This is a genomic window from Plantactinospora sp. CNZ321 (genome assembly GCF_004217235.1).
The window spans coordinates 6,532,519-6,558,630 of the sequence record NZ_SHKQ01000001.1 but is presented as its reverse complement, the minus strand read 5'-3'; the positions used below and the strand labels follow the sequence as shown (position 1 = coordinate 6,558,630).

The 26,112-nt window shown below is 72.9% G+C and carries 24 protein-coding genes; 18 read left to right on the top strand and 6 right to left on the bottom strand.

The genetic code is table 11. The features are described 5' to 3' along the window. Positions 1-220 precede the first annotated feature (220 nt). The 4 genes from EV371_RS28425 (at position 221) to EV371_RS28410 (ending at position 5,622) form a co-directional block, all read left to right on the top strand. Entirely contained in the window at positions 221-1,150 is a 930-nt protein-coding gene (locus EV371_RS28425) for an IniB N-terminal domain-containing protein (RefSeq protein ID WP_130464752.1), read from the top strand. 103 nt (positions 1,151-1,253) lie between these two features. Then, a complete protein-coding gene (locus tag EV371_RS28420; protein ID WP_486484982.1) occupies positions 1,254-3,335 on the top strand; it encodes a dynamin family protein in 2,082 nt (693 codons plus the stop codon). Beyond that, entirely contained in the window at positions 3,332-4,888 is a 1,557-nt protein-coding gene (locus EV371_RS28415) for a P-loop NTPase family protein (RefSeq protein ID WP_130464750.1), read from the top strand. The genes EV371_RS28420 and EV371_RS28415 overlap by 4 nt, the downstream gene beginning before the upstream one ends. 356 nt (positions 4,889-5,244) lie before the next feature. Next, positions 5,245-5,622: a hypothetical protein gene (locus EV371_RS28410; RefSeq protein WP_207230633.1), complete on the top strand. Its 378-nt coding sequence runs from the start codon at positions 5,245-5,247 to the stop codon at positions 5,620-5,622. 162 nt (positions 5,623-5,784) lie between these two features. Here EV371_RS28410 and argS read toward each other — a convergent pair whose 3' ends face one another. Further along, positions 5,785-7,503 (bottom strand): arginine--tRNA ligase, encoded by a 1,719-nt coding sequence (argS, locus tag EV371_RS28405; RefSeq protein ID WP_130464748.1) that lies wholly within the window; start codon positions 7,501-7,503, stop codon positions 5,785-5,787. A gap of 359 nt (positions 7,504-7,862) precedes the next feature. Here argS and EV371_RS28400 point away from each other — a divergent pair, with 359 nt between their 5' ends. From EV371_RS28400 to manA, 11 genes are all read left to right on the top strand, one after another. Beyond that, on the top strand, positions 7,863-8,552 hold the full coding sequence (locus tag EV371_RS28400; protein WP_130464747.1) for a haloacid dehalogenase type II: 690 nt from the start codon (positions 7,863-7,865) through the stop codon (positions 8,550-8,552). A gap of 71 nt (positions 8,553-8,623) precedes the next feature. Further along, complete coding sequence (locus EV371_RS28395) at positions 8,624-9,430, top strand: MerR family transcriptional regulator (RefSeq protein WP_207230632.1); 807 nt, start codon at positions 8,624-8,626, stop codon at positions 9,428-9,430. 68 nt (positions 9,431-9,498) lie between these two features. Beyond that, positions 9,499-10,962: an aldehyde dehydrogenase family protein gene (locus EV371_RS28390; protein WP_130464746.1), complete on the top strand. Its 1,464-nt coding sequence runs from the start codon at positions 9,499-9,501 to the stop codon at positions 10,960-10,962. 83 nt (positions 10,963-11,045) lie between these two features. After that, positions 11,046-11,666, top strand: a complete 621-nt coding sequence (locus EV371_RS28385) for an endonuclease V (protein ID WP_486484981.1) — start codon at positions 11,046-11,048, stop codon at positions 11,664-11,666. Positions 11,667-11,910: 244 nt separating this feature from the next. Next, the gene (locus EV371_RS28380; RefSeq protein WP_130464745.1) at positions 11,911-13,197 is read left to right on the top strand and encodes a hypothetical protein; all 1,287 of its coding nucleotides are present in this window, start codon (positions 11,911-11,913) and stop codon (positions 13,195-13,197) included. 213 nt (positions 13,198-13,410) lie between these two features. Beyond that, positions 13,411-14,796 carry a phosphomannomutase/phosphoglucomutase gene (locus EV371_RS28375; protein ID WP_130464744.1) on the top strand — a complete coding sequence of 462 codons (1,386 nt, stop codon included), beginning with the start codon at positions 13,411-13,413 and terminating at the stop codon, positions 14,794-14,796. Positions 14,797-14,864: 68 nt separating this feature from the next. Next, a complete protein-coding gene (locus EV371_RS28370; protein WP_130464743.1) occupies positions 14,865-15,086 on the top strand; it encodes a Trm112 family protein in 222 nt (73 codons plus the stop codon). Continuing rightward, the gene (locus tag EV371_RS28365; RefSeq protein ID WP_130464742.1) at positions 15,083-16,276 is read left to right on the top strand and encodes an SIS domain-containing protein; all 1,194 of its coding nucleotides are present in this window, start codon (positions 15,083-15,085) and stop codon (positions 16,274-16,276) included. The genes EV371_RS28370 and EV371_RS28365 overlap by 4 nt, the downstream gene beginning before the upstream one ends. Beyond that, complete coding sequence (locus tag EV371_RS34730) at positions 16,273-16,398, top strand: hypothetical protein (RefSeq protein WP_349340853.1); 126 nt, start codon at positions 16,273-16,275, stop codon at positions 16,396-16,398. The genes EV371_RS28365 and EV371_RS34730 overlap by 4 nt, the downstream gene beginning before the upstream one ends. Continuing rightward, positions 16,395-17,366: a cation diffusion facilitator family transporter gene (locus EV371_RS28360; RefSeq protein WP_130464741.1), complete on the top strand. Its 972-nt coding sequence runs from the start codon at positions 16,395-16,397 to the stop codon at positions 17,364-17,366. The genes EV371_RS34730 and EV371_RS28360 overlap by 4 nt, the downstream gene beginning before the upstream one ends. 3 nt (positions 17,367-17,369) lie before the next feature. Then, positions 17,370-18,545, top strand: coding sequence for a mannose-6-phosphate isomerase, class I (gene manA / locus EV371_RS28355; protein ID WP_130464740.1), 1,176 nt, complete (start codon positions 17,370-17,372; stop codon positions 18,543-18,545). A 43-nt stretch (positions 18,546-18,588) separates the two neighbouring features. On the opposite strand, the gene EV371_RS28350 is transcribed toward manA, so the two are convergent. Continuing rightward, positions 18,589-18,906 (bottom strand): hypothetical protein, encoded by a 318-nt coding sequence (locus tag EV371_RS28350; protein WP_130464739.1) that lies wholly within the window; start codon positions 18,904-18,906, stop codon positions 18,589-18,591. Between the two features lie 222 nt (positions 18,907-19,128). Here EV371_RS28350 and EV371_RS28345 point away from each other — a divergent pair, with 222 nt between their 5' ends. Together EV371_RS28345 and ahcY are read left to right on the top strand one after the other, a co-directional pair. After that, a complete protein-coding gene (locus EV371_RS28345) occupies positions 19,129-19,374 on the top strand; it encodes a GntR family transcriptional regulator (RefSeq protein ID WP_486484820.1) in 246 nt (81 codons plus the stop codon). A gap of 370 nt (positions 19,375-19,744) precedes the next feature. Continuing rightward, positions 19,745-21,244: an adenosylhomocysteinase gene (gene ahcY, locus EV371_RS28340; protein ID WP_130464737.1), complete on the top strand. Its 1,500-nt coding sequence runs from the start codon at positions 19,745-19,747 to the stop codon at positions 21,242-21,244. A 384-nt stretch (positions 21,245-21,628) separates the two neighbouring features. Here the strand turns inward: ahcY and EV371_RS33585 are convergent, their stop codons facing one another. Both EV371_RS33585 and EV371_RS28330 read right to left on the bottom strand, forming a co-directional pair. Then, the gene (locus EV371_RS33585; protein WP_165436859.1) at positions 21,629-21,772 is read right to left on the bottom strand and encodes a hypothetical protein; all 144 of its coding nucleotides are present in this window, start codon (positions 21,770-21,772) and stop codon (positions 21,629-21,631) included. Continuing rightward, positions 21,769-22,833, bottom strand: coding sequence for an RDD family protein (locus tag EV371_RS28330; RefSeq protein WP_130464736.1), 1,065 nt, complete (start codon positions 22,831-22,833; stop codon positions 21,769-21,771). The genes EV371_RS33585 and EV371_RS28330 overlap by 4 nt, the downstream gene beginning before the upstream one ends. 42 nt (positions 22,834-22,875) lie before the next feature. Here EV371_RS28330 and EV371_RS28325 point away from each other — a divergent pair, with 42 nt between their 5' ends. Then, a complete protein-coding gene (locus tag EV371_RS28325; RefSeq protein ID WP_130464735.1) occupies positions 22,876-23,832 on the top strand; it encodes a stage II sporulation protein M in 957 nt (318 codons plus the stop codon). Between the two features lie 14 nt (positions 23,833-23,846). Here the strand turns inward: EV371_RS28325 and EV371_RS28320 are convergent, their stop codons facing one another. Both EV371_RS28320 and EV371_RS28315 read right to left on the bottom strand, forming a co-directional pair. Further along, positions 23,847-25,157, bottom strand: a complete 1,311-nt coding sequence (locus EV371_RS28320; protein WP_130464734.1) for a DUF58 domain-containing protein — start codon at positions 25,155-25,157, stop codon at positions 23,847-23,849. After that, complete coding sequence (locus EV371_RS28315) at positions 25,154-26,083, bottom strand: AAA family ATPase (RefSeq protein ID WP_349340227.1); 930 nt, start codon at positions 26,081-26,083, stop codon at positions 25,154-25,156. Before EV371_RS28315 ends, EV371_RS28320 begins: the two co-directional genes overlap by 4 nt. Positions 26,084-26,112 lie beyond the last annotated feature (29 nt).

Sequence of the window (26,112 nt, the reverse complement as noted above, 5' to 3'; positions counted from 1 at the left end):
ATCGGGACCCTAACTCGGCCGGAACGCATCCCCTATGCCCCTAACGCAGATCTAAGGCACGGCCCTAGCGGACCCGTCGGGGAACCCCGGCGCGGTCCCCGATGTCAGGCTCGGCGGAACCGGTCTACCGTCTGGGGCAGACATCCGGCGGCGGCGTACACGCGGCCACCACACCCCACCGGACCCGGGCCGGGCGGGACCGCACCGAGGAGACCGGCACATGGGCTCGCCCCAGACACTGCACGACTTCGTCCTGAACCTGCTGACCAATCCGGACGCCCGGTCGGCCTTCGAGATCGACCCGGAGGGGACGCTGCGCGACGCCGGACTGGCCGACATCAGCGTCGCGGACGTCCAGGACGTGGTGCCGCTGGTGGTGGACTACGCGCCGGTCCAGGGCCTCACCTCGCTCGCGCCGGTCGGCGACGAGATGGGCCTGGGTCAGTTCCAGCTCGACCCGAGCGGTGTCATCGGTCAGTTGCAGAGCGTTGCCACGCAGTTCGGCGTCCCCACGCAGTCGACCGGCTCGGGCGCGGACGTCACCGCGGCGACGCTGGGTGCGATCAGTGTCGCGCCGGGCACGCTCGGCGGCGTGCTGCCGGGATTCGGCGCCGTCCCGCTCGCCGACCCGCTGGGTCTGGTCGACCCGCTGGTGCCGACCGGTGTGGACGTCGCCGACACCCTCGATTCCGAGGCGGTGGACCCGGTGCTCACCGATTCCGGCGACGCGGTCGGCTCCACCGACGGTCCGGTCGGGGAGGCCGTCGAGGGCGGGCAGGTCGGCCTGGTCGACTTCGCCGGGGACACCGTGCGGGGCACGCTGGACGACGTCACCGGGCTGGTCGACTCGCTCGGCGTCGGCGGCACGGTCGGCGGCGTGACGGACACGGTCGGCGGCGTGACCGGCACCGTCGGCGGCGTGACCGACACGGTGACCGGGGTCGGCGACGCGCTCGACCTCGAACCACTCGGCTCCACCGGAGCGCCGGTGCTCGACGGCACCACCTCGGCGGTGACCGGCCTCACCGGCAGCCTCGGCAACACTCTCAGCGACACCACCTCGGGTGTCATCGGTGACAGCGGCCATGCCGGAGACGTAGACGCCTCCACCTCCGGCGGCCTCCTGGGAATCACGGACGACCTTCTCTGAGCGCGGGAAGCCCGTGAGGCCCGCCGAAGGCCGGACCGTGGTCCCACGGTCCGGCCTTCGGTCCTCTTGATAATTACGGCGTAACCGGCACACTTGGTGCGTGATGGCGCCCCCCTGGCTTGACGTACTCGACGAGATCGTGCGGGTCTCCGGCGCGCACGGTCGGGGTGACCTCATCTCGTGGCTTCGGCTCCGGCGAGCCCAGCTGCTGGACCCGCGACTGCGGGTACTGATCGTGGGCGAGCCCAAACAGGGCAAGAGCCAGCTCGTCAACGCGCTGCTCAACGCCTCGGTCTGCCCGGTGGGAGACGGGGTGAGCACCACCATCCCGACCGTGGTCGGGCATGCCGAGGCGCCGACCGCCGCCCTGGTCTGGAGCCCGCCACCGGCACCCGACCAGGTGGCGAACGGTCAGGACCCGCAGCGACCGCCCGGCCGGCGTCGCGCCGGCCAGGGACCATCGGTGCGGAGCGGCCCGGCCGGCCCGGGCGGCGCACCCGTGGCCGGCGCCCGCCCCGGCATGGCGGTGCCCGGACCGGCGCAACGGATCGCCGTACCGATCGAGCAGATCGCGGCCCGGATCAGTGGCCGCGGCGGCGGCATCGGGGACGTACCCGCCGGCTCGGCGGTGGCCGGGCCGTCCGGCGGGGGGCGGACGGTCGGCGGCGGGACGATGCGACGGCGGCCGGGCGGCGGGCTGGAACACGCCGAGATCGGCCTCCCCCGGGCGCTGCTCGCCTCCGGACTCGTCCTCGTCGACACCCCCGGAGTGGACGGCACCGACCCGGGCCGGGCGATCAGTCCGGCCGCCACCCCTAGCCAGGCCGACCTGGTGCTGCTGGTCTCGGACGTGACCCGGGAGCTGTCGGTCGCCGAGCTGAACCTGTTGCTGCACATCGCGCAGTCGCACGCCAACCTGGCGGTGGTGCAGAGCAAAATCGACATGGTGCCGCACTGGCGCGCGGTGGTCGAGCGCAACCGGCAGCACCTGGCCGACGCGGGCGTACCGGCGACGCTGATCCCGGTCTCCGCGACGCTGCGGTTGCAGGCGGCCCGGAGCAACGACAAGGAGCTCAACGCCGAGTCGCACTTCCCCGAGCTGATCAACCGGATCAAGCGTGACCAGGCCGGCAAGGCCGACGCGCTGGCCCGGGCGGCGGTGGCGCTGGGCGCCCGGACCGTCCTCGAACAGCTCGCGGCACCGCTGCGCGCCGAACTCGCGGTCTCGAAGGAGGCCGCCGTCGAGCAGTCCGGCCCGATCTCGAAGCTGCACGCCGCCCAGCGCGAGGTGGACGAGCTGCGCCGATGCTCGGTGCGCTGGCAGAACACCCTGAACGACGAGATGGCCGACCTGATCTCCGACGTCGAGTACGACCTGCGGGACCGTACCCGGCAGATCCTGCGCAAGGTGGACGAGGCGTTCGACAGGGCCGACCCGCTGACCGGCTGGGACACCTTCCAGGAGTGGCTGACCGAGAACCTCACCGACGCGGCCGAGGCGAACTACGCCTGGCTGGCCGAACGCTGTGGCTGGATCGCCAACCGGGTCGCCGGCCAGTTCGACAGGTACGGCTTCGACGCGCTGCCGAGCTGGTCGGTACGGGTACCGGAGAACCTCGGCGACCGGATCCAGATCATGGAGCAGCCGACCGTCGAGAGGTTCACCCGGACCCAGAAGCTGGTCACCGGCCTGCGTGGCTCGTACGGCGGTGTGCTGATGTTCGGCCTGGCCACCACGCTGGCCGGGATGCCGCTGATCAACCCGATCTCGCTCGGCGCCGGCGCGCTGTTCGGCGGCAAGAGCGTCCGCGACGAGGGGAAGTCGCTGCTCAAACGCCGGCAGGCGGCCGTGAAGACGGCGACCCAGCGGCACGTCGACGACTTCTTCCTCCGGCTGAGCAAGGACTGCAAGGACACCGCCCGGCAGGTGCAGCGGATGCTCCGGGACCACTTCACCGGACTGACCGAGGAGTTGCAGGAGGGCATCGTCCGGTCGTTCCGGACCGCCAAGCAGGCGGCCGAGGCCGACGCGGCCGAGCGGGACCAGCGGCAGCGCCGGATCGCCCTGGAGATGAAGCGGTTGGCCGACCTCTACGAGAGGGCGCAGGTGCTGGCCGGCGGGCAGTCCCTCGGCGCCGGGCGCACCGGGAGCACCGGGAGCACCGGTCCGGAGCTTGCACCATGAATCGGTTGGGCCGGCTGGACGAGGCGGCCTGGGGGCTGGTGCACGAGGCGCTGGAGGTCTACGGCAACGATCCGCGGGCGGTGGAGCAGCTGCACCGGCAGTTCGCCCGGTTCGAGGAGCCGCTGCGGATCGCCGTCGCCGGCCCGTGGCGGTCCGGCAAGTCCACACTGGTCAACGCCGTTATGGGCGAGGCGGTCGCGCCGGTCGAGGTGGCCGACGGCCGCCAGGTCTTCACCTGGTACGAGGACGGGCCGGAGCCCCGGGTCACCGCGTACCCGGCCGGGGGTGCGCCCCGGGACCTCGCGGTGACCCGTACCGCCAGCGGGATGCGGGTGGACCTCGGCGGTGGGCGGTGGGATCGGGTCGACGACATCGTGGTGCAGTGGCCGACCCGGGCGCTGCGGCACGCCGTACTGATCGACACTCCGGCGGTCAGCCACCTGGCCGACGACCGGACGGCCGGCGAGGACTCCGGGGCCGGCCACGGGCCGCTGGCCCTCGGGGCGGGGCCGACCGCCGGGGGCGACGCCGAACTGGTCGGCGGCTCAGGCGGGGGTGCGGCCACCGTGCAACGGATCGTCCGCGAGGCGGATGCGGTGCTCTATCTGAGCCGGGACGGCAGCGGCGACGAGCTGTGGTCGCTCCAGGCGGCGCAGCCGGGCTCGGTGGCCCGGGCCGCGCCGGTGAACGTACTCCTGGTCTTGTCCAGGGTGGACGAACTGGCCGGCGCCCGGGTCGACGCGCTGCTCACCGCCCGGCAGCTCGCCCGCCGGCACCGCCGCGACCCGCGAATCAACGCGTACTGCCTGAGCGTGGTCGCGCTCGGCGGCCTCGTCGCGCTCGCCGGCCGGATGCTGAGCGAGTCGGAGTACGCCGCGCTGGCCGCGCTGGCCGCGCTGCCGAGGGCGGAAACCGACCGGCTGCTGCTCTCCACCGACAGGTTCCTCACCGCCGACTTTCCGATCCCGCTCGACCCGGAGATCCGGCACCGGCTGCTCGACCGGCTCGGCATCTTCGGGGTACGCCTGTCGACCACCCTGGTCCGGACCGGCGCCGACAGCCGGGCCCGGCTCGCCGCCGAACTGGTCCGGCGCAGCGGCCTGACCGAGCTGCGCGAGTCGATGACCCGGTACTTCGTGGACCGAGCCCCGGTGCTCAAGGCCCGCGCGGTGCTCATCGCGCTGGAGTCGCTGCTCCGGGCCGAGCCGCGACCGGGCGCGGCGGAGCTGCTCGCCCGGCTGGAGCAGGTGCTGGCCGGCGCGCACGAGTTCCGTGAGCTGCGGCTCTCCGCCGCGCTGCTCGGCGGGCAGCTCCGGTTCGACCCGGAGCTGTCGGCCGAGGCCAACCGGCTGATCGGCGGGGACGGGGCGAGCCTGGCGGCGCGGCTCGGCGTCGAGCACGACGTCACCGGCGACGAGCTGTGGGCGCGCGGCTCGGCGGCGGTGCGCCGATGGCAGGACCTGGCCGAGGACCCGCTGCGCGGCGTCGACCAGCGCCGCGCCGCGAGAGTCGTGGTACGCAGCTGCGAGGGAATCCTCGCCGAACTCTCCTGACCGGGACCGCGCTGCGTCAACCGCCGACCTGCGCACAGGAACCGGCTTGGTTTCGACACGTCGGAAGTCGTTTCGGAAGACGCCGTGCCGGGCGGGTGTCACCCAGCAGTTGAAGCGCTGGCCGACGAGGCCGGCTACATCGATCCCAGGCGCGGGCGCCGATAGCTCAAATTTTCCTCAAGGCGCCGGTGAATCTGGCGCGCAGATCCACGGGCACCGTAGATTCAATCAACTGAGAGTCGCCTGACCCGCGGACTCGGAAGGCAATTGGCGTGTGGGGTCGGGGCCCGAATCGACCATTCAAGAGAGTTAGGAATGGAGCAGGTATGCGCTGGTTGCGGAGATCAGGTGTGGTGGTGGCAGCGATCGCGACAATCGTTCTCGGGGTGGGCACACAAGCGCATGCGGCAGTGCCGCCTGCGAACGTGGGCTGGCTCTACACCAAGAGCGGAAGCGGCGCAGTGTTCTTCGACGCCGATTTGGCCGGGTATCCGTCGTACGAAAAGATTACGGTTTGCGACAATCGCTCCGATGGCCGCGGGATCCATGCGGTCCTTGCCGGTGATTATGGAGGGCAAGGAGTGGTGGTCAAGGATCCATCCAACAATGGCAGCTGTGTTTCGGTGCAGGGTAACTTCTTCTCGGATGGTTACGGCGTCCACGTCCAGGTTTGCGAATACTGGGGTTCTCCCACCAAGTACGCCAATTGTTACCATGGGTGGGGCGTAGCGTAAGGGCCCGGTAGCCGGTGATTGTGGCGTCCATCGCGTCGCTCAGGGGGCGCGAAGGACGCTCTTCCAGTTACTGCCTGCGCTATTACAGTTATTCCCTGCTGGGCGGCGGCTCCTCGTCGAACGGCGGGACGCTCACATCCGGTTGGGTGAACGGCGGGACGCTCACATTCGATCCGGTGCCGCGATGCCGAGCAGGTGCAGGCCCTGCCGGAGTACCCGGGCGGTGAGGTCGCAGAGGACGAGCCGGCTCTCCCGGACGGACGGCTCGGCGCGGAGCACCGGACACTGCTCGAAGAATCCGCTGAACGCGACCGCGACCGCATACAGGTGGCCGGCGAGGCGATGGAATTCCAGGGTCCGGTCCACGGCGCCGACGACCGCGCCGAAGCCGAGCAGTTCGAGCGCGAGCGCCCGCTCGGCCGGCTCGACGACCAGGACAGGTACGCCCTCCGGCGCCGCCCGGCCGGCCCGCCGGAAAATGGACCGGATCCGCGCGTGCGCGTACTGAAGATAGGGGGCGGTGTTGCCGGACAGCGCGAGCATCCGGTCCCAGTCGAAGACGTAGTCCCGGGTCCGGTCGCTGGCGAGATCCGCGTACTTGACCGCGCCGATGCCGATCGCCCGGCCCAGTTCGGCCGCTGTGGCCTGGTCCAGGCCCGGGTTCTTCTGCCGGGCCAGCGCCGCCGCCCGGGCCACCGCCTCGTCGAGCAGGTCGACCAGTTTCACCGAGTCGCCGGCCCGGCTGGCCAGCTTCCGGCCGTCCCGCCCGAGGACCAGCCCGAAGCCGACGTGTTCGGCCCTGGCCGGCGGCCGCAGCCAGCCCGCCTGCCGGGCGACCGCGTACACCATCTCGAAGTGCTGCCGCTGCGGCAGCCCGACGACGTAGAGCAGCCGGGTGGCGCCGAGTTCTTCGGTGCGGTAACGGAGCGCGGCGAGGTCGGTGGCGGCGTAGCCGTACCCGCCGTCCCGCTTGCGCACGATCAGCGGCACCGGCTCGCCGTCCCGGCCCGCGAAACCGGCCGGGAAGGCGCAGGCCGCGTCGCCGCTCTCGACGAGCAGGCCGAGCCGGTCCAGTTCGTCGGTGACCGGGCCGAGCATCGGGTTGTAGTGGCTCTCGCCGACGAAATCCGACCGGGCCAGCAGCACGTCGAGCCGGTCGTAGACGGCCAGGAAGTACGTCTCCGACTCGGCGACCAGCAGCCGCCACAGCCGCAGCGTCGCCTCGTCGCCGCCCTGTAACGCGACCACCCGCCGCCGGGCCCGTTCCCGGAACGTCTCGTCGGCGTCGAACTTGGCCCGGGCGTCCCTGTAGCACGAGTCGAGGTCGCCGATCGACAACTCGGTCACGGACGCCGCCTCGCCGAGGTCGACCAGGTGCTCGATCAGCAGCCCGAACGGCGTACCCCAGTCGCCGAGGTGGTTGGCCCGGACGACCCGGTGACCGAGCCACGCCAGCAGCCGGGCGGTGGCATCGCCGATGATGGTCGACCGGAGGTGCCCGACGTGCATCTCCTTGGCCACGTTCGGCGCCGAGTAGTCCACCACCACCGTCTCCGGAGTGGTCACGGTCGGCACGCCGAGCCGGGGGTCGGCGGACATCGCCGATACCAGGTCGCCGAGCAGGCCGTCCGACACCGTGAGGTTGACGAAGCCGGGGCCGGAAACCGTCACCGACGAGCACACATCGGCCAGCGCCGCCCGCTCGACCACCTCGGCGGCGATCTCCCGGGGCGGCCGGCCGAGCCGGCGGGCCAGTGCCAGCGCCGCCTCGGCCTGGAAGTCCGCGTGCCGGGACCGCCGGACGGTCGGATCCACCGGACCGCTGGCCACGATCGCGAACGACCGGGCCAGCCGGTCGGTGAGCAGGGTTTCGAGATTCATCCCGGGTACGCCTCTCGCTCCGGTCCGTTACCGGACCAATGGGGGAGCGGACTGACCGACGTACGGAAGCACCGGCGGATCGGTCCGCCGGTCGTGATCAAGGCTGGTCAGCGCAGGCGGCCTCGGCAGGCTCGGGAACGAGCCACCGGACGCCGTCGGCCGAAGGTCCCGACCGACCCGGGCGAGAGCACCGACCGACCACAGTGGTCGGGGTACGCGGGGACGACAGGACTGGCCACGAAGGCAGGCTATCGGTTCCGGCGGCGTCGGCGCACCGTCATTTAACGAGGTTGGCTTCCTGCTACGTTCGGGTAACAGCGCCACTTTCACGCCCCTGCTTCGCCCAGGAGACCTCTCCCATGTCAGAGCTAGAGATCGATGCTGTGGTGTTCGATGTGCTCGGCACGCTCGTCGACGAACCCGCTGGTATCCGCGCCGGCATTCGTGAGCTCGCCCCGTCGCTCGACGATTCCAGGATCGAGCAGCTCTTGTCGCTGTGGCAGCAGCACATCGACCGCGAGCAACGTGACATCCTCGACGGCGTCCGGCCCTACCTCACCAGCGACGCCCTGGACCTGGAAGCCGCCCGGCTCGTCGCCGACGCCGCCGGGGTCGACGACCCGAGCGCCGTAGCGGCACTGGCTCTGTCAGGTCGCCGGCTCCCGCCGTGGCCCGACACCGTGGCCGGGCTCGCCCGACTCGCCGAACGGTTTCCGCTGATCGGACTCTCCAACGCGAGCCGGACGGCGCTGTTGGGACTCAACGCCCACGCCGGACTTCGCTGGCACCAGGCCCTGTCCGCCGAAGACGCCCGGACCTACAAGCCGGACCAAGCGGTCTACCAGTTGGCCGTCACCGTCTCCGGGCGACCGCCGGAGCGGCTGCTGATGGTCGCCGCGCACGCCTGGGACCTGCGCGGAGCACAGGGCCTCGGCCTGCGCACCGCCTACGTCGCGCGCCCCGTCGGCGACCCACCCACCTCCGCGGACCGGTTCGACCTGCACGCCGACGACCTGGCCGACCTGACCGAGCAACTCGACAATTTCTAGGGCACCACCTTGAGATTTCTAGGGCATCATCTTGAGAGTTGCGGCAACCTCAGGGCCTAACCTGGGCGGATGTGGCTGGCAACCCTCAACCCGGCTTACCGGCCTGCGGCCGGCGGGACGGCGCGGTGAGCCCGGCGGAGCGGAGACTGCGCCCGGTCGACCTCGCCCGGCTGGCCGGCATCTCCACCCAGCAGGTCCGCAACTATCTCGACGCTGGAGTCCTGCCCCCGGCGCCCCGGAGCGACTCCGGGTACCGCCAGTTCGACGACCGGCACCGCCGGGCACTGCTGACCTACCGGGCGCTGGCCAAGGGCTACGGCTGGGACACGGCCCGGTCCATCATGCACGCGGTGCACGCCGGGGACCTGCCGTCGGCGCTGGCGCTGGTCGACGCCAGCCATGCCGGGCTGCACGAGGAGCGCCGCTCGCTCGCCGAGACCGCTGCGGCTCTGGAGGCGGTCGCCGAGCAGGAGACCGAGTCGGCGAGCGTGTCCCGGCTGACGCTGCGGATCGGCGAGCTGGCGGCCCGGCTCGGCGTGCGTACGTCGGCGCTGCGGGTCTGGGAGGCCGCCGGCCTGCTGGTACCGGAGCGGGAACCCGGCACCGGGTACCGCCGGTTCGGCCCGGCCGAGATCCGGGACGCTCAGATGATCAGCATGCTCCGGCGGAGCCGCTACCTGCTGCCGCAGATCCGGCCGATCCTGGACGGCCTCCGCCGCACCGGCAGCACGGTCGCGCTGCGGGCCGCCGTGTCGCGCCGCCGGCAGGAGCTGACCGAGCGGGCCACCGCGATGCTCGAAGGGTCGAGCCGATTACACGACTACCTGGGCACCGTGCCGGCCGGAGGAGCAGCGAGCAATGACCCGTCGGCGGCCTGAGCACCGTGCCGGGTGGAGACGGCCAGCGGTGACCCGTCGACCGGTACCGGAGCACTAGGCTGCCGGGCGTGGAGTGCGTGCCGTTCCTCCTCGCCGGTCGGCCGGCGCAGGGCGCCGATCCGTTCGTGATCCGGCATCCGTACGACGGTCGCGAGGTCGGCCGGACCAGTTTCGCCGACCCGGAGCAGGTCGAGGCGGCGGTGGCCGCCGCCGCCGAGGTGGCGGACCGGGCCGCCGCGCTGCCGGCGCACGTCCGGGCCGGAGCCCTGGCGCACGTGTCGCGCCGGCTCGCCGAACGGGCCGAGGAGGTCGCCCGGCTGATCACCGCCGAGAGCGGCAAGCCGGTCAGATGGGCGAGGACCGAGGTGGCCCGCGCGGTCGCCACCTTCCGCTGGGCTGCCGAGGAGGCCCGGCGGTGGTCCGGCGAGATGCGGCGGCTGGACACCGAACCGACCGGGGAGGGCCGGATCGCCCTGGTCCGCCGGTTGCCCCGAGGACCGGTGCTCGGCATCACGCCGTTCAACTTCCCGCTGAACCTGGTGGCGCACAAGGTCGCCCCCGCGCTCGCGGTCGGGGCGCCGATCGTGGTCAAGCCGGCCCCGGCGACCCCGCTGACCGCGCTGCTCCTCGGCGAGCTGCTGGCCGAGGCGACCGAGCCGGACGGTCCGGGCAGCGGCCTGCCGGCCGGGATGTGCTCGGTGCTGCCGCTGCCGAACGACCGGGCCGGTGACCTGGTCCGTGACCCCCGGCTGCCGGTGGTGTCGTTCACCGGCTCCGGGCCGGTCGGCGCGGCGATCCGGCAGTCGGTGCCGGACAAGCACGTCACGCTGGAGCTGGGCGGCAACGCCGCCGCGGTGGTCTGCGCGGACTGGGCCAGCCTCGACGACCTCGACCACGCCGCGCGGCGGATCGCCACCTTCGGCAACTACCAGGCCGGGCAGAGCTGCATCGCGGTGCAGCGGGTCTACGTGCACGAGTGGCTGCTCGACGGCTTCCTGCCCCGGCTGGTCGCGGCGGTGGCCGCGCTGCGTACCGGGGATCCGGCGGACGAGGCGACCGAGGTCGGGCCGCTCATCGACGAGGCCGCTGCCCGGCGGGTGGAGAGCTGGGTGGACGAGGCGGTGGCGGCCGGCGCCACCATCGAGCTGGGCGGTCTCCGGGAGGGCGCGAACTACCCGCCGACGGTGCTGACCGGGGTGCCGCCGCGGTGCCGGGTCAACACCGAGGAGGTCTTCGGGCCGGTCCTGGTGGTGGCGCCGGTGCCGGACGACGCGGCCGCGTTCGCCGCCGTCAACGACTCGGCGTACGGGTTGCAGGCCGGGATCTTCACACACGACCTGCGGACCGCCTTCGCCGCGTATCGGACGCTGCGGGTAGGTGGGGTGATCGTCGGCGACGTGCCGTCGTACCGGGCCGACCAGATGCCGTACGGCGGGGTGAAGGGCAGCGGCGTCGGCCGGGAGGGGGTACGCAGCGCGATGGAGGACTACACCGAGTCCCGGGTGATGGTGCTGAGCGGGATCGAGTGGTAGACCGACCGCCCGACCTAACCACCGTTTCCGCCACGATCGAGACCCCGGCCACGGCCGCCGAGGCGGCGGCGGTGCAGGACCGGCTGCGCCCGCTGGTCGACCTGACCGGGCCGGGGCCGACCGCACCCCGCACGGTGGCCGGACTCGACGTGGCGTACGCCGAGGACGGCGAGCGGCTCGTCGCCGCGGTGACCGTGCTGGACCCGACCACCCTGGCAGTGCTGGACACGGCGGTCGCCACCGGCCGGGCCGCCTTCGACTACGTACCCGGGCTGTTCGCCTTCCGGGAGCTACCCGCCCTGCTCGCCGCGCTCGCCCGGCTGACCGTCGAGCCGGAACTGCTGGTCTGCGACGGGCACGGGCTCGCCCATCCGCGCCGGTTCGGGCTCGCCTGCCACCTGGGCGTGCTCACCGACCGTCCGTCGATCGGCGTCGGCAAGACCCCGCTGGTCGGGACGTGGGACGGGCCGGGGCGGCGGCGCGGGTCGTCCGCGCCGCTGGTCGACGGCACGGAGCAGGTCGGGCGGGTGCTGCGTACCCGGGACGACGTCAAACCGGTCTTCGTCTCGGTCGGGCACCGGATGGATCTGGACAACGCCTGCGCTCAGGTGCTCCGGCTCACTCCGCGCTACCGCCTGCCGGAGTCCACCCGGCAGGCGGACCGGCTCTGTCGGGCCGAGCTGCGCAAGCTCACCGGCGTGTGACGGTCGGAGCCCTCCGGTGGCTTCCGCCCGGGGAGGGGCGCAGGTGAGGGCGCAACCCTTCGTCGACTTCTGCCGGTGCCGGGCGGGCGGTGGCCGTCGTCGGGCGGGTCCCGGGTTGCGGTACGGGGGCATCTCCGGCGCCGTCGGAGGATTCGACACCGCGCGGGTCGGGCATCAGAGAAGGCGGCTGCCGGTCCACCGGTAGCCTGTGCCCGGATCTTGCCCTGCGACGAGCGAGGTGGTCATGTCGGTACGGCGCGCCGCAACCTGGTGGGGAGCCGTCTGCCTGGTGGTCGGCACGGCGGTGGCACTCGCTGCCGCCCCGGCCGTGGCCGAGGGCGAGTCGGTACGCGTCCGCGCGCCAAAATCGATCAGCGCGGGCGGCTCGGCGGGCTCGGTGACGGTGAGCGTCTCGATGCGCAGCGGAGGCTGTGTCAACGTCCGAACCGTGCTCGCCGTGCACCTGCCGGGGTTGACCGCCGACCAGGTCGAGTTGCGGGTCGCCGCCGACGGGGACTGGCGCCGGGTGCCGGTCGCGGACGCCGCGAACGGGATCGTCGTCGGGGAGCGCACCGCACCGGACAAGGCCGAACTCTGCGCGAAGAAGAGCGTGTCGAGCCGGTACCGGGTGAACCTGGCCGAGGGCGTGCCGGGTGGCCGGGTGACCCTGCTGGCCGAGGCGTACGGGGCGGGCGGGCGACTGCTCGGCCGGGGCACCGACTCGGCCCGGGTGACCGGCCGGACCGGGGACCGCCCGGAGTCGCCGGAGCGTACCCCCGAGTTGGTGATCCCGTCGGCGACCGTGCAGGCCACCGAGGAGCCGGTCGTGGAGGCCACTCAGGCGGCGGCCGCTGCCGTGCCGACGAAGTCGGCCGCCGCCGGCTCCTCCGGCGGGTCGCTGGGGTTGGGCGGCCTGGTGATGGTGGTCGGCGTGGTGATGGTCGGGATCGGAGTCGCCCTGATCGTGCTGCTGATCCGGCGTGGCCGGGCCGAGCGTGGCCGCGCGGTCGGCGCGACGGCGGCCGATGCGGATCCGACCGCCCGGATCGTCCTACTCGGCGCGGAGCAGACCACCCGGATCGCGCCGGCCGGCGCCGACCCGACGACCCGGATTCCGCCGACGGGCCAGGTCTTCCGCAGCGGTGCCCGGATGCCCGGCGCAGGCCCTGCCGGTCCGTTGCCCGGTGCCGGGGCGGCCGACCGGTCCGGAGCGGCGGGCGGCGTACCGCCGGTCGTCGGTGATCAGACGCTGATCCTGCCCACCGCCGGGTCGGCTCCGTCGGGCCCGGCCGGGTCGATTCCGCCCCGGCAGCCCGGAACGGTCCCGCCGCACGGGGCAACCTCGCACCCGTCCCCGCCGCAGGTGGCGCCGCCGGTCCGGGGCGGCTCCGTGCCCTCCGGTGACGTGCCGCCGGCCGAGCCGGGTGCCGCGCCGCCCCGACCGGGCGGACCGGTACCGTCGGAGCCGCCCTCGGCGGGTGGCCCGGACGCCACCCTGATCCTGCCGCCGGCCCGGCGCCCTGAGTCGTAGCCCGAGCGGCCGTCCGGCCTGGCGTGTCGGGGACGCCACGGCACGCCGAACAGCGGGGATGCCACCGCACGCCCAACAGCGGGGGATACCACGGCACGCCGAACAGGGCGGACGGCACCTGCCGCCGTCGGCAGATCGCCTTGGGGCGGGGTGCGGCTTCCGGCTCCGATACGCTCAGGCCGTTGACCGAGTGTCCGGCTGAGGGGCGAGATCTTGTCTGATTTGTCCGCAATCGTCAAGGCGTACGACGTCCGGGGCACGGTTCCTGACCAGTGGGACGAGCGGGCCGCCGAGGCGTTGGGTGCGGCCTTCGCGCAGCTTCTCCGTACCTCCGGAGAGCCGGCCGGGACCGTAGCCGTCGCCCACGACATGCGGGCGTCCTCACCGGGCCTCGCCGGCGCCTTCGCCGACGGGGTCCGCGCGGAGGGGCTCGGCGTGCTCCACCTCGGCCTCGGCAGCACCGACCTGCTCTACTACGCCTCCGGCAGCCTCAGCCTGCCCGGCGCGATGTTCACCGCCAGCCACAACCCGGCCGCCTACAACGGGATCAAGATGTGCCGCTCCGGCGCCCGGCCGATCAGCCAGGACAGCGGGCTGGCCGAGCTGCGCGACCGGGCCCAGGCGCTGCTGGACAAGGCCGAGCCGCGGCTGGCGGACGAGCCGCTGCCGCCGCTGGAGCGCCGGGACCTGCTGCCGGCGTACGCCGCCCACCTGCGCACCCTGGTCGACCTGACCGGGATCCGCCCGCTCAAGGTGGTGATCGACGCGGGCAACGGGATGGGCGGGCACACCGTACCGGCCGTGCTCGGCGACACCGTCCTGCCGGCGTTGCCGCTGGAGATCGTCCCGCTCTACTTCGAACTCGACGGCTCGTTCCCCAACCACGAGGCGAACCCGCTGGACCCGGCGAACCTGGTCGACCTCCAGGCGGCGGTACGCGAGCACCGTGCCGACCTGGGACTGGCCTTCGACGGCGACGCGGACCGCTGCTTCGTGGTCGACGAGCGGGGCGAACCGGTCTCGCCGTCGGCGATCACCGCCCTGGTGGCGGTCCGTGAGCTGGCCAAGCATCCGGGCGCGTCGATCATCCACAACCTGATCACGTCGAGCGCGGTGCCGGAGATCATCCGTGAGCACGGCGGCGAGCCGGTGCGCAGCCGGGTCGGCCACTCCTTCATCAAGGCCGAGATGGCCCGGACGAACGCGGCCTTCGGCGGCGAGCACTCGGCGCACTACTACTTCCGGGACTTCTGGTTCGCCGACACCGGCATGCTCGCCGCGATGCACCTGCTGGCGGCGCTCGGCGAGCAGCAGGGCCCGCTGTCGGAGCTCGGCCGGGCGTACGAGCGGTACGCCTCCTCCGGCGAGATCAACTCGACCGTACCGGACCAACGGGCCAAGCTCGCCGAGGTCCGGTCCGCCTACCCGGACGCGGAGATCGACGAGCTGGACGGCTTGACCCTGCACTTCCCGGACGGCGCCTGGGTCAACCTGCGCGCGTCCAACACCGAGCCGCTGCTCCGGCTGAACGTCGAGGCGCCCACCCCGGACCGGATGGTGGCACTCCGCGACGAGGTACTCGGACTGGTTCGCCGATAAGATCCATCGCGCTGGTCGGGGACCCGCCGTACCCGACCTACCGCACGAGGAGTGGAAGGAGCCGCACGGTGGCCCTCGACCCGCAGTTACTGGAGATCCTGGCCTGTCCGGACACCCATCACGCACCGCTGGACTACGATCCGGCGGCGCAGACCCTGACCTGCACGGAGTGCGCGCGGATCTTCGAGGTGCGCGACGACGTGCCGGTGCTGCTGCTGGACGAGGCGCGTGGCGGACCGGCGACGACCGGCCCGGCCGCCGCCCCCGGCGGCACCACGGACCAGCGATGATGGACGGTACGGCCGGGCTGCGTGGTCGCCCGGTCGCCGACGAGACGCTGCTCGACGACGTCGCGGTGTTGAACGAGACCGACCCGGGCGGAATGCTCCGGCACACCGCCGCGGCCGGGGCCCAGGTGCGGGAGTCCGCCGCGCTGGCCGCCGAGGCCAACCTCGGGATGCTGGCCGACGAGGGCCGCCCCCGGGCGGTCGTGATCGCCGGCATCGGCACCGCCGCGCGTACCGGTGAGGTGCTGGCCACCGTCGCCGGCCCGCGCTGTCCCGTCCCGGTGATCCAGCACCGCAGTGCCGGGGTGCCGGGTTGGGTGGGCGCGGCGGACGTGGTCATCGCGGTCAGCGCCTCCGGACGCGGCCCCGAGGCGCTCGGCGCGGCCGAGGCCGCCGCCCGGCGCGGAGCCCGGCTGGTCGCGGTCGGTGCGCCGGACTCGCGGCTCCAGTCGGTGGCCGAGGGCGCCCGGGCGCCGTTCATCCCGGTACCCCGCCGGGCGCCGGCCCGGGCCAGCCTCTGGGCGCTCACCGTGCCGGTGCTGATGGCCGCCCGCACGCTCGGCCTGGTCAAGGTGAACGAGGCGGACCTGGCCGAGACGGCGGCCCGGCTGGACGCGGACGCCGACCGGTGCCGCCCGTCCGCCGAGTCCTTCGTCAATCCGGCCAAGTCGCTGGCGCTGGGCCTGGCCGGCTCGGTGCCGATCGTCTGGGGTTCGTCCCCGCTGGCCACCGCCGCCGCCCGGCGGTTCGGCGACACCCTCTCGGCGAACGCCCGCTACCCGGTGGTGGCCGGTGCGCTCGGCGAGGCGGGGCGCGGCCGGGTCGGCCTGCTCGACGGCGTCTTCGGCGGCCTCGGCGAGTCGAGCCGGGACATCTTCGCCGACCCGGAGGAGGAGTCGACCGGCACCCGGCTGCGGGTGGTGCTGCTCCGCGACGGCGGCCTGAACGCCGACGACGACACCGACGAGCCGCTGGTGGTGGAGGAGCGCCGGGCTGATGCCGTGCAGACCCTCGCCGAGCGGCGCGGGGTGCGCTGCGACGTGGTGACCGCCGAGGGCGGGTCCGCGCTGGAACGGCTCGCCTCGCTGATCGCGGTGCCCGACTTCGCCTCGATCTACCTGGCGCTTGCGCACGGACTTGACCCGATGGCCGTACCGGCGATCACCGAGATGAAGGAGCTTGCCAACCCGTGACCGAGCAGACCACCCGGGTCGGGGCCGCCGTGGCCCAGGGTCCGGCCGATCTTGGTGCTCATCTGGATTGCTTCCCGGTGCCGGTGAACCGGGGCACGGTGCCGGCGGAGGACCGGTCGTGAGCGCGAGTGGCGGCACCAAGGCGATCGTCGCGGCCCTGCTGGCCAACCTGGGCATCGCGGTGACCAAGTTCGTCGCGTTCGCGCTGAGCGGCTCGTCGTCGATGCTCGCGGAGTCGATCCACTCGGTGGCCGACTCCGGCAACCAGGCGCTGCTGTTGCTCGGCGGGCGCCGGGCCCGGCGCCGGGCGACCCCGGAACACCCCTTCGGGTTCGGCCGGGAGCGCTACATCTACGCGTTCATCGTCTCCATCGTGCTGTTCACCCTCGGTGGCCTCTTCGCGCTCTACGAGGCGTACCACAAGTGGCACGAGCAGGCGGCGGACGGCCCGTACGGCATCAAGAGCTGGCAGTGGCTGCCGGTCGTGGTACTGGTGGTCGCGATCATCCTGGAGTCGTTCTCGTTCCGGACCGCGATCGTCGAGTCGAACGTGGTCCGGGGCAAGGCGTCCTGGACGGAGTTCGTCCGCCGGGCGAAGGCGCCGGAGCTGCCGGTGGTGCTGCTGGAGGACCTCGGTGCGCTGCTCGGTCTGATCTTCGCCCTGGTCGGGGTCTCGATGACCCTGATCACCGACAACGGCTACTGGGACGCGGCCGGCACGGCGGCGATCGGCATCCTGCTGGTGGCCATCGCGGTCATCCTGGCGCTGGAGACCAGGAGCCTGCTGCTCGGCGAGGCGGCCACCCCGGAGGACGTCCGGCGGATCGAGCAGGCGATCACCTCCGGTTCCGAGGTCGAGCGGATCATCCACATGAAGACCCTGCACCTGGGGCCGGAGGAGCTGCTGGTCGCGGCGAAGGTCGCGGTGCGGCCGTACGCCACCGCGGCCGAGCTGGCCGAGGGGATCAACTCGGTCGAGGCGCGGATCCGCAACTCGGTACCGATCGCCCGGGTGATCTACCTGGAGCCGGACATCTACCGGAACGTGGAGCAACCCGCGGACGGGGTGCCGCAACTCAAGGGAGTCTGAGCAGTGGAACCGCTGCACGGTCGGATCCGGGACTACGCCTGGGGATCGCGGACCATCCTCGCCCAGTTGCAGGGCCGCCCGGTGCCGAGCGATGGCCCGGAGGCGGAGCTGTGGCTGGGCGCCCATCCGGGCGACCCGAGCACGCTGAACCGGGGCGGGGCGCCGCTGAGCCTGCTCGACGCGTTCGCCGAGGATCCGGGGCGCTGGCTCGGCGCCGACGTGGTCGACCGGTTCGGCCAGCGGCTGCCGTTCCTGCTCAAGGTGCTGGCCCCGGAGGCGCCGCTGTCGTTGCAGGCGCATCCGGACGCCGAGCAGGCTCGGGCCGGGTACGCGGCCGAGACGACCGATCCCGAGCTGACCCACCGCAACTACGTCGACCCGTACCACAAGCCGGAGATGCTGGTCGCGATCTCGCGGTTCCAGGCGCTGTGCGGGTTCCGCGATCCGGGGGACTCGGCGGACCTGCTCGACGCGTTCGGCGTACCCGCGTTGGCGCCGGTGGTCGCCGCGTTGCGGGCCGGCGTCGACGGGCTGCGCGACGCGGTGCACACCCTGCTCAGCTGGCCGTCGTCGGAGCGGGCCGCGCTGGTCGCGGCGGTGGCCGATGCGGAGGTCGGAGAGCGGTTCGCCACCTCGGCCGAACTGGCCCGCGGGCTGGCCCGGCGCTATCCGGCGGATCCGGGCGTGCTGGTCGCGCTGCTGCTCAACCACCTCGATCTGGCCCCGGGGGAGGCGATCTGGATGCCGGCCGGCAACCTGCACGCCTACCTGTACGGCGCCGGGGTGGAGATCCTGGCGGCCAGCGACAACGTGCTGCGCGGTGGACTGACCCCGAAGCACGTGGACGTGCCGGAACTGCTCCGGGTGCTCCGCTTCGAGGTGCTGGCCGACCCGGTGGTCAGCCCGGTCCAGGTGTCTCCCGCCGTGGTGACCTGGCCGGTGCCGGTGGACGACTTCGCCCTGCACGGCGTACGCCTCGACGAGCGGGTCGGGTCGGCCCGGCTCGACCTGCGGGGCCCCCGGATCGCGCTCTGCCTGGCCGGCGAGGTCACCGTGGCGGACGCCGCCGGGTCGGCGCTGCTCGGGCCCGGTGCGGCGGCGATCGGCCGGGCCGACGGCGGACCGATGACCGTCAGCGGCGACGGCGAGCTCTACGTCGCGTCGGTGGGACTCCGCTGAGGGGTCGGACCGGCTGGCCCGGTTCGGTTGGAGTTCGGTCTGGTCACCGGCGGGGCAGGTCCGGACCGATCCGGTCGAGCATGTCGGGTTGGCAGTAGAGCGCCGCTCGGACAGCGGCCCAGGAGACGGTGGGGGCCCGCCGGCATCGAGCGTCGTCCCGGGCGATCCTCCCTATCACGGCCAGTCGGGAGCGGGCATCGTTCAGCCGGCCCTGCATCTCGCACATGACCTGCTGGCAGGAGGCCAGTTCCTCCCTGAGCCGGTGAAGCTGGCGTTCGGCGTCCTGCGATGGCCGCTGGGCACGGTCGAACGGCTGGGCACGATCGAAGAGTTGAGCGCGGTTGAACGGCTGGGGGTGCACGTGGACCTCCTGGGCGGGTCGGGGCCGAGGGCTGCTGCCGGGCGCCGGAGACCCTGGGGGAAGTGCCGGCAGCAGCCCTCTCTTGCGCGGCACCCCCACCCGACGCCGACATGTGCTACCGAGCAGGAGGCCCAGCACGAGAGCATATAGCGCTACATAGCGCTATGTACAGCCTTGTAGGAGGTCGCTCGCACTCGACGCATCATGCCTAGCGTCGTGTCAGTGGGACCCGACGACTTGATAGACCACGAGGGGCCGGTGCCGCCGTACCGGCAGCTTGCGGCCATCTTGGCCGCCCGCATCGAACGCGGCGACTGGCAACCTGACCGGGCGATCCCGTCGGAGAACCAACTCGTCGGCACCTATGGAATCGCCCGGACGACCGTCCGCAGGGCCGTTGCTCTGCTGGTGGAGCAGGGGCTGATCTACGTCGTTCCACAGCGGGGAATGTTCGTCCGGCGACGGTGACCGGGAGCGCCCCGACGACTAGGTGCGGCGAGGCAAACGCGAGTCACCGCGAAACGGGAATTTGCGGATCAGCTTGACACCCCTCCTGCTCAGTGTGACGCTATGAGTACGCAGCGTTATCGCGACGCAGGTCCGAGACACGCGCGGGGGAACCAAACCGGGGGGATGCGCGGGGCGGCCGGAGACTGGGTGGGAGACCGCCCGGACCGACCGCCCCGCGCGCTGTCCCGACCTCGGCCCGGGAACCTCCCGCCGCTCAGGACAGCCCCCGGTCCGTACTGTCCGGATTGCGACCCGACCGGAGTCCGTCGCGGTACGGCCGGAGCGTAACGTGGAGGGTCGCGCCGCAGACCGTACGACAGGAGCCTTCATGACCAGCACTCTCCCGGCACCCACGGGTGGTTCGTCCGCCGCGCCCCGGCCCGGCACCCTCGCCGAGGGCGACTACAAGGTGGCGGACCTCTCCCTCGCCGAGTTCGGGCGCAAGGAGATCCGACTCGCCGAGCACGAGATGCCCGGCCTGATGTCGATCCGCCGCGAATACGCCGCCGAGCAGCCGCTGCGCGGTGCCCGGATCACCGGCTCGCTGCACATGACGATCCAGACCGCGGTGCTCATCGAGACCCTGGTGGCGCTCGGCGCCCAGGTCCGCTGGGCGTCGTGCAACATCTTCTCCACCCAGGACCACGCGGCCGCCGCCATCGTGGTCGGCCCGGACGGCACCCCGGACGCCCCGTCCGGCGTACCGGTCTACGCATGGAAGGGCGAGTCGCTCGAAGAGTACTGGTGGTGCACGGAGCAGGTGCTGCTCTGGCCGGACGGCCAGGGGCCGAACATGATCCTCGACGACGGCGGCGACGCCACCCTGCTGGTGCACCGGGGTGCCCAGTTCGAGGGCGCCGGCGCGGTACCGCCGGTGGAGAGCGCCGACTCCGAGGAGTACGCGGTCGTCCTCGACCTGCTGCACCGCTCGCTCGCCGTGGACGACCGGCGCTGGACCCGGGTCGCCGCCGGTATCAAGGGCGTCACCGAGGAGACCACCACCGGCGTGCACCGGCTCTACGAGATGCAGCAGAACGGCACGCTGCTCTTCCCGGCCATCAACGTCAACGACTCGGTGACCAAGAGCAAGTTCGACAACAAGTACGGCTGCCGTCACTCCCTGATCGACGGCATCAACCGGGCCACCGACGTGCTGATCGGCGGCAAGACCGCCGTCGTGCTCGGCTACGGCGACGTCGGCAAGGGCTGCGCCGAGTCGCTGCGCGGCCAGGGTGCCCGGGTCATCGTCACCGAGGTCGACCCGATCTGCGCACTCCAGGCCGCGATGGACGGCTACCAGGTCTCCACCCTGGACGACGTGGTCGAGACCGCCGACATCTTCATCACCGCGACCGGCTGCTTCGACGTGATCCGTAACGACCACATGGCCCGGATGAAGCACCAGGCGATCGTCGGCAACATCGGCCACTTCGACAACGAGATCGACATGGCCGGACTGGCCAAGCGCTCCGACGTGCAGCGGATCAACATCAAGCCGCAGGTGGACGTCTGGCAGTTCGACGACGGCCACTCGATCATCGTGCTCTCCGAGGGCCGGCTGCTGAACCTGGGCAACGCGACCGGGCACCCGAGCTTCGTGATGTCGAACTCGTTCGCCAACCAGACCATCGCGCAGATCGAACTCTTCACCAAGACCGACCAGTACCCGGTCGGCGTCTACACGCTGCCGAAGCACCTGGACGAGAAGGTCGCCCGGCTGCACCTGGACGCGCTCGGCGCCAAGCTGACCGAGTTGACCAAGGAGCAGGCCGCCTACCTCGGCGTACCTGTCGAGGGCCCGTACAAGTCGGAGCACTACCGCTACTGAGCATCGACCGACGAGCCCGGGACGGCAGCCGTGCGCGTCCCGGGCTTGCCCGTCAGACGCCGGTACCTCCGGCGTCCGCGACAGGGTTGGTGTGATGGCTCAGACGTAGAGCTCGCGGAGTTCACGGGCGATGTCGGAGACCTCGGTCAGGGTGCCGCTGGCCACCGACATCACAAGAGCCTCTGCCTGATCAACATCGACATCCTGGATCGGCACCTCGTTCAGGGCCAGCGGGTCCGCATCCCGACGGGACCGGCCGTCCCGCCCGCCAGGTCAGTACGACCGCGATCGGCCCGGCGGCCAGGGCGGTGACACTGGTGGCGAGCACTGCCACGGTCGGTATGAGCGAGTCCCGGCCACCCGACTGCGCCAGCCGGTCCCGGATCAACGGGGACGCGGCCGGAACCAGGTCCACACGCAGTAGCCGAGCCAGGCGACCGCGACCACCGCGCCGAGCGGCCGGAGGCGCAGCGCGTTCAGAGCGATCACCAGCGCCAGGACCAGCAGCCAGGGCAGGAACGCCTTCATCCGGTCCACCCGTTCGGCCTACCGGAACCGGCCACCACCGGCTGCTGTGCCATCGCGGGCTGCGCCGGTACCGGCTCGGGGGCGGCGGGCTGCGCCACGGTCGGCTCGGGCACGGGCGGCTGCGCCAGGGCCGGGGCCGCTGGCCGGAAAGCTGCCGACCCCGGAGGCTCGGCGGCCGGCGCGACGAGTTCCGGCCAGAGGGTCGCGGTCACCGACCGGGTACGCGCCAGCCGTTGCCGGGCCCGCGCGTGCCGCTCGGCCAGTACGGCGGCCAGGTACGCCCACTCGGGCAGGCCCGGCGGTGGCGGTGGGGAGGTCACCGCCGCCACCTCCGCCCAGAGTGACCGGGTCAGTCGCCGCCGGGCGTCCCGGGTCAGCGTGGAGGTGCGACTGAGCAGTTGGCGTACGGCCAGCGCCAGCCCGTCGTCCAGCCGGGTCAGGTCCAGGGTCGCCGCCCAGCCGGCCAGCGGCGGGACCATCGTCGGCACGTAGCCGGTGCCGGCGGGGCTCCGGTCGTGGATGACCAGCGTGCCGGCGGCCAGGTCACCGAGCCGTCGACCCCGGGGGTCGGTGAGCATCACCGTCACCCCGACCGCCCAGGTCAGCAGCGGCAGCACCAGACCGGGCCACTCCACCGCGACGCCGACCAGGCTGCGGGTCAGCGCCTGCCGGAAACCGACCCGGCCACCGTCGGCGCGCACCACCCGCAGCCCGACGGCGAGCTTGCCGACCGTACGGCCGGAGTTGAGGGTCTCGAAGGCCACCGGATAGCCGACCAGGATCAGCACCACGCCGACGGTCTGCAACCCGCGCAGGGTCGCCGCGTCCAGCGCGCCGGGGCCGACGAACGCGGTGAGCAGAATCCCCGCCCCGATCACCATGATCACCGCCAGGGTGACCTGGGCCAGGATGTCGACGAGCAGCGCCAGTACCCGGGAACCGAGCCGGGCGGCCCGGATGTCCAGTTCGACCGCTTCGCCGCTGACCAGCCCGGCGTCCGCACCGTAACCGCCGGGGTGTGCCGACCGGGCACGGGCGGATCTCGGTGGTTGCGCTGTCACCAGGACAGTGAACACTATGGTCGCGAACCCTGGGGAGCTGAGTTGGATCTCGACGCGTACGCGGCGGAGCACGACCGGGAATGGCGGCGGCTGGCCGAGCTGACCGGGCGGCGCCGGCTCGACGCCGACGAGGCCGACGAGCTGATCGCGCTCTACCAGCGGGTCGCCACGCACCTGTCGGTGGTGCGCAGCCGGTCGCCCGACCCGGTGCTGGTCGCCCGGCTCTCCCAGCTGGTGCTGGCCGCCCGGAGCCGGCTGGCCGGCAGGTCCGGGTTCTCCCTCGGCGCCGTCGGCCGGTTCGTCCGCACCGGCTTTCCGCTGGCGGTCTATCGGGCCTGGCCGTGGTGGACCGCCGTCGGCGCCGGGTTCGTCCTGGTCGCGGGCTTCCTGATGTACTGGACCGCCGGGCATCCGGAGACCGCCGCCGCGCTGATCGGCGACGAGGCCGCGGCCGAGGCGTTCGAGGCGCGCTTCGTCGGCTACTACAGCGAGTACGCCGCACCGAGCTTCGCCTTCCAGCTCTGGACCCACAACGCCTGGATCGCCGCCCGCTGCCTCGCCTCCGGCATCCTGGTCGTGCCGGTGTTCTACCTGCTCTGGCAGAACGCCCTCAACATCGGCGTGACCGGCGGGGTGCTCGCCGCCTATGACCGTACCGACGTCTTCTTCAGCATGATCACGCCGCACGGCCTGCTGGAGCTGACCGGGATCTTCGTGGCGGCCGGTGTCGGCCTGCGGATCGGCTGGGCCTGGATCGCGCCGCCGCCCGAGCTGACCCGGGGGCAGGCGGTCGCCCGGGCCGGCCGTTCCGGCGTGCTGGTCGCGGTCGGCCTGGTGGGGCTCTTCGCGGTCGCCGGCCTCATCGAGGCCTTCGTCACCCCGGCGGCGGTCCCCACCGGGATCCGGATCGGGATCGGCGTGCTCGCCTGGCTCGGCTTCCTCGGCTACGTGTGCGTCCTCGGCCGCCGCGCGGCTGCCGCCGGGCCGGGCCGAGCCTGACCGGGCGGGTGGGGTCAGAGCTGGCCGAGGGCCTTCAGCCGCAGGTAGGTGTCGGTGACCATCGGCGCCAGCCGGTCGGCCGGGGCGTCGACCACGGTCACCCCGTGCCGGGCCAGCGCCGCGCGCACCCGGTCACGGTCGCCCAGTGCCCGCCAGGCCGCGGCCGTCGCGTACGCGTCCTGGACGGTCTCCGGTGACCGGGTGGTGAGGTCGGTCAGCACCGGGTCGTGCACCGACGCCACGATCACCCGGTGCCGGGTGGCCAACCGGGGCAGTACCGGCAGCAGCCCCTCGCCGAGGGCGCCCGGTTCCAGGGCGGTGAAGAGCACCACCACCGATCGCCGGCGCTCCCGCCGGAGGATCTCCCCGGCGACCAGTTCGAAGTCGGTCTCCACCAGGGTCGGCTGGAGCGGGGCGAGCACGTCGACCATCCGGGCCAGCAGCGTCGACTGGGCACCCCCGCTCAGCGCGACCCGGACCGCGCTGTCCACGGCCAGCAGGTCGACCCGGTCACCGGCCCGGGCAGCCAGCGCCGCCAGCAGCAGCGCGGCGTCGATGGCGGCATCCAGCCGGGGCTCGTCGCCGACCCGTACCGCCGAGGTGCGCCCGGTGTCGAGTACGCAGACCACCCGCCGGTCGCGCTCCGGTCGCCAGGTCCGGACCAGTACGTCGGCCCGCCGGGCACTGGCCCGCCAGTCGACCGAGCGCACGTCGTCGCCGATCACGTACTCCCGCAGCGTGTCGAACTCGGTACCCTGGCCCCGCCCCCGGGCCACCTCGGTGCCGTCGATGACCCGCAGTCGGGCCAGCTTCTCCGGCAGGTGCCGGCGGGACTCGAACCGGGGCAGCACCCGCAGGGTCCACGGCGGGGTCGGCGGCCGCTCCCTCCGCTGCCGGAACGCCAGCCCCAGCGGCCCGTACGAGCGCAGGGTCAGCCGCAGCGCCGGCCGGTCGCCGCGTCGGGTCGGGGTCAGCCGGCTGGGCAGCTCCACCCGGGCACCCGGCTCGACGCGCACCTTCGGGGCGCCGGGAAAGTCGAACCGGGCCCCGGCGGACGGCACCCAGGCGTCCCGGACCAGCCCGCGCAGCGGCCGGCCCGAGGTGTTGTGCAGCCACACCGAGACCGTGGCGGTGTCGCCGAGCCGTACCGCCCGGTCGCCGTCCCTGCTCGCCTCGACCGCGTCCGGCGGGACGGCCAACCGCCAGTCCAGTACGGTCAGCGCCAGCACCACCCCGGACATCACCAGTACGCCGAGCCACGGCGCCGGCCAGAGCGGCAGGGTCAGCGCGCCCGCACCGAGCAGGGCCGCCGCCCGTGGCGTCATCGTGGCGTCGGCACGGTGCCGAGCACCGCGTCCAGCACCGACCGGGTGGTGACGCCCTCCAGTTCGGCCTCCGGCCGCAGCCGCAGCCGGTGCCGCAGCGTCGGCCGGGCGATCGCCTTGACGTCGTCCGGGGTGACGTGGTCGCGCCCGGCCAGCCAGGCCCAGGCCTTCGCGGTGACCAGCAGCGCGATCGCGCCCCGGGGCGAGGCGCCGAGTTCCAGCGCGGGCGCCGTCCGGGTGGCCCGGCACAGGTCCACGATGTAGCCGAGCACGTTTTCGGCGACACCGACCCGGCTGACCCCCGTCTGGGCCAGCGCCAGGTCGGCCGCGCTCGCCACCGGGCGTACCCCGGCGGCGGCCAGCTCGCGCGGGTCGAAGCCGCCGTGGTGTGCCCGGAGTACGCCCAGCTCCTCGTCCCGGTTCGGCAGCGGCATCGTCAGTTGCAGCAGGAACCGGTCGAGCTGCGCCTCGGGCAGCGGATAGGTGCCCTCGTACTCCACCGGGTTCTGGGTGGCGGCCACGATGAACGGGTCCGGCAGCGGGCGCCGGTTCCCCTCCACCGAGACCTGCCGCTCCTCCATCACCTCCAGCAGCGCGGCCTGGGTCTTCGGCGGCGTCCGGTTGATCTCGTCGGCGAGGAGCAGGTTGGTGAAGACCGGTCCCTCCCGGAAGGTGAAGGCGGCGGTGCGCGGGTCGAAGATCAGCGAGCCGGTGACGTCGCCCGGCATCAGGTCCGGGGTGAACTGGAGCCGTTTGGACTCCAGGTCGAGAGCGGTCGCGATGGTCCGCACCAGCAGCGTCTTCGCCACCCCCGGCACGCCCTCCAGCAGCACGTGCCCCCGGCAGAGCAGCGCGATCACCATCCCGGTGACGACGGCGTCCTGCCCGACGACCGCCTTGGCGACCTCGGTCCGCAGCCGGTGCAGGGCGGCGCGGGCCTGGTCGGCCTCGGCCG

Excerpts from the sequence above, each read along its gene's own strand:
- EV371_RS28380 (WP_130464745.1), top strand. The coding sequence starts at position 11,911 with ATGTCGGTACGGCGCGCCGCAACCTGGTGGGGAGCCGTCTGCCTGGTG.
- EV371_RS33585 (WP_165436859.1), bottom strand. The coding sequence starts at position 21,772 with ATGAAGGCGTTCCTGCCCTGGCTGCTGGTCCTGGCGCTGGTGATCGCT.
- ahcY (WP_130464737.1), top strand. The coding sequence starts at position 19,745 with ATGACCAGCACTCTCCCGGCACCCACGGGTGGTTCGTCCGCCGCGCCC.
- argS (WP_130464748.1), bottom strand. The coding sequence starts at position 7,503 with ATGAATCTCGAAACCCTGCTCACCGACCGGCTGGCCCGGTCGTTCGCG.
- EV371_RS28415 (WP_130464750.1), top strand. The coding sequence starts at position 3,332 with ATGAATCGGTTGGGCCGGCTGGACGAGGCGGCCTGGGGGCTGGTGCAC.
- EV371_RS28420 (WP_486484982.1), top strand. The coding sequence starts at position 1,254 with ATGGCGCCCCCCTGGCTTGACGTACTCGACGAGATCGTGCGGGTCTCC.
- EV371_RS28320 (WP_130464734.1), bottom strand. The coding sequence starts at position 25,157 with ATGACGCCACGGGCGGCGGCCCTGCTCGGTGCGGGCGCGCTGACCCTG.
- EV371_RS28400 (WP_130464747.1), top strand. The coding sequence starts at position 7,863 with ATGTCAGAGCTAGAGATCGATGCTGTGGTGTTCGATGTGCTCGGCACG.
- EV371_RS28365 (WP_130464742.1), top strand. The coding sequence starts at position 15,083 with ATGATGGACGGTACGGCCGGGCTGCGTGGTCGCCCGGTCGCCGACGAG.
- EV371_RS28425 (WP_130464752.1), top strand. The coding sequence starts at position 221 with ATGGGCTCGCCCCAGACACTGCACGACTTCGTCCTGAACCTGCTGACC.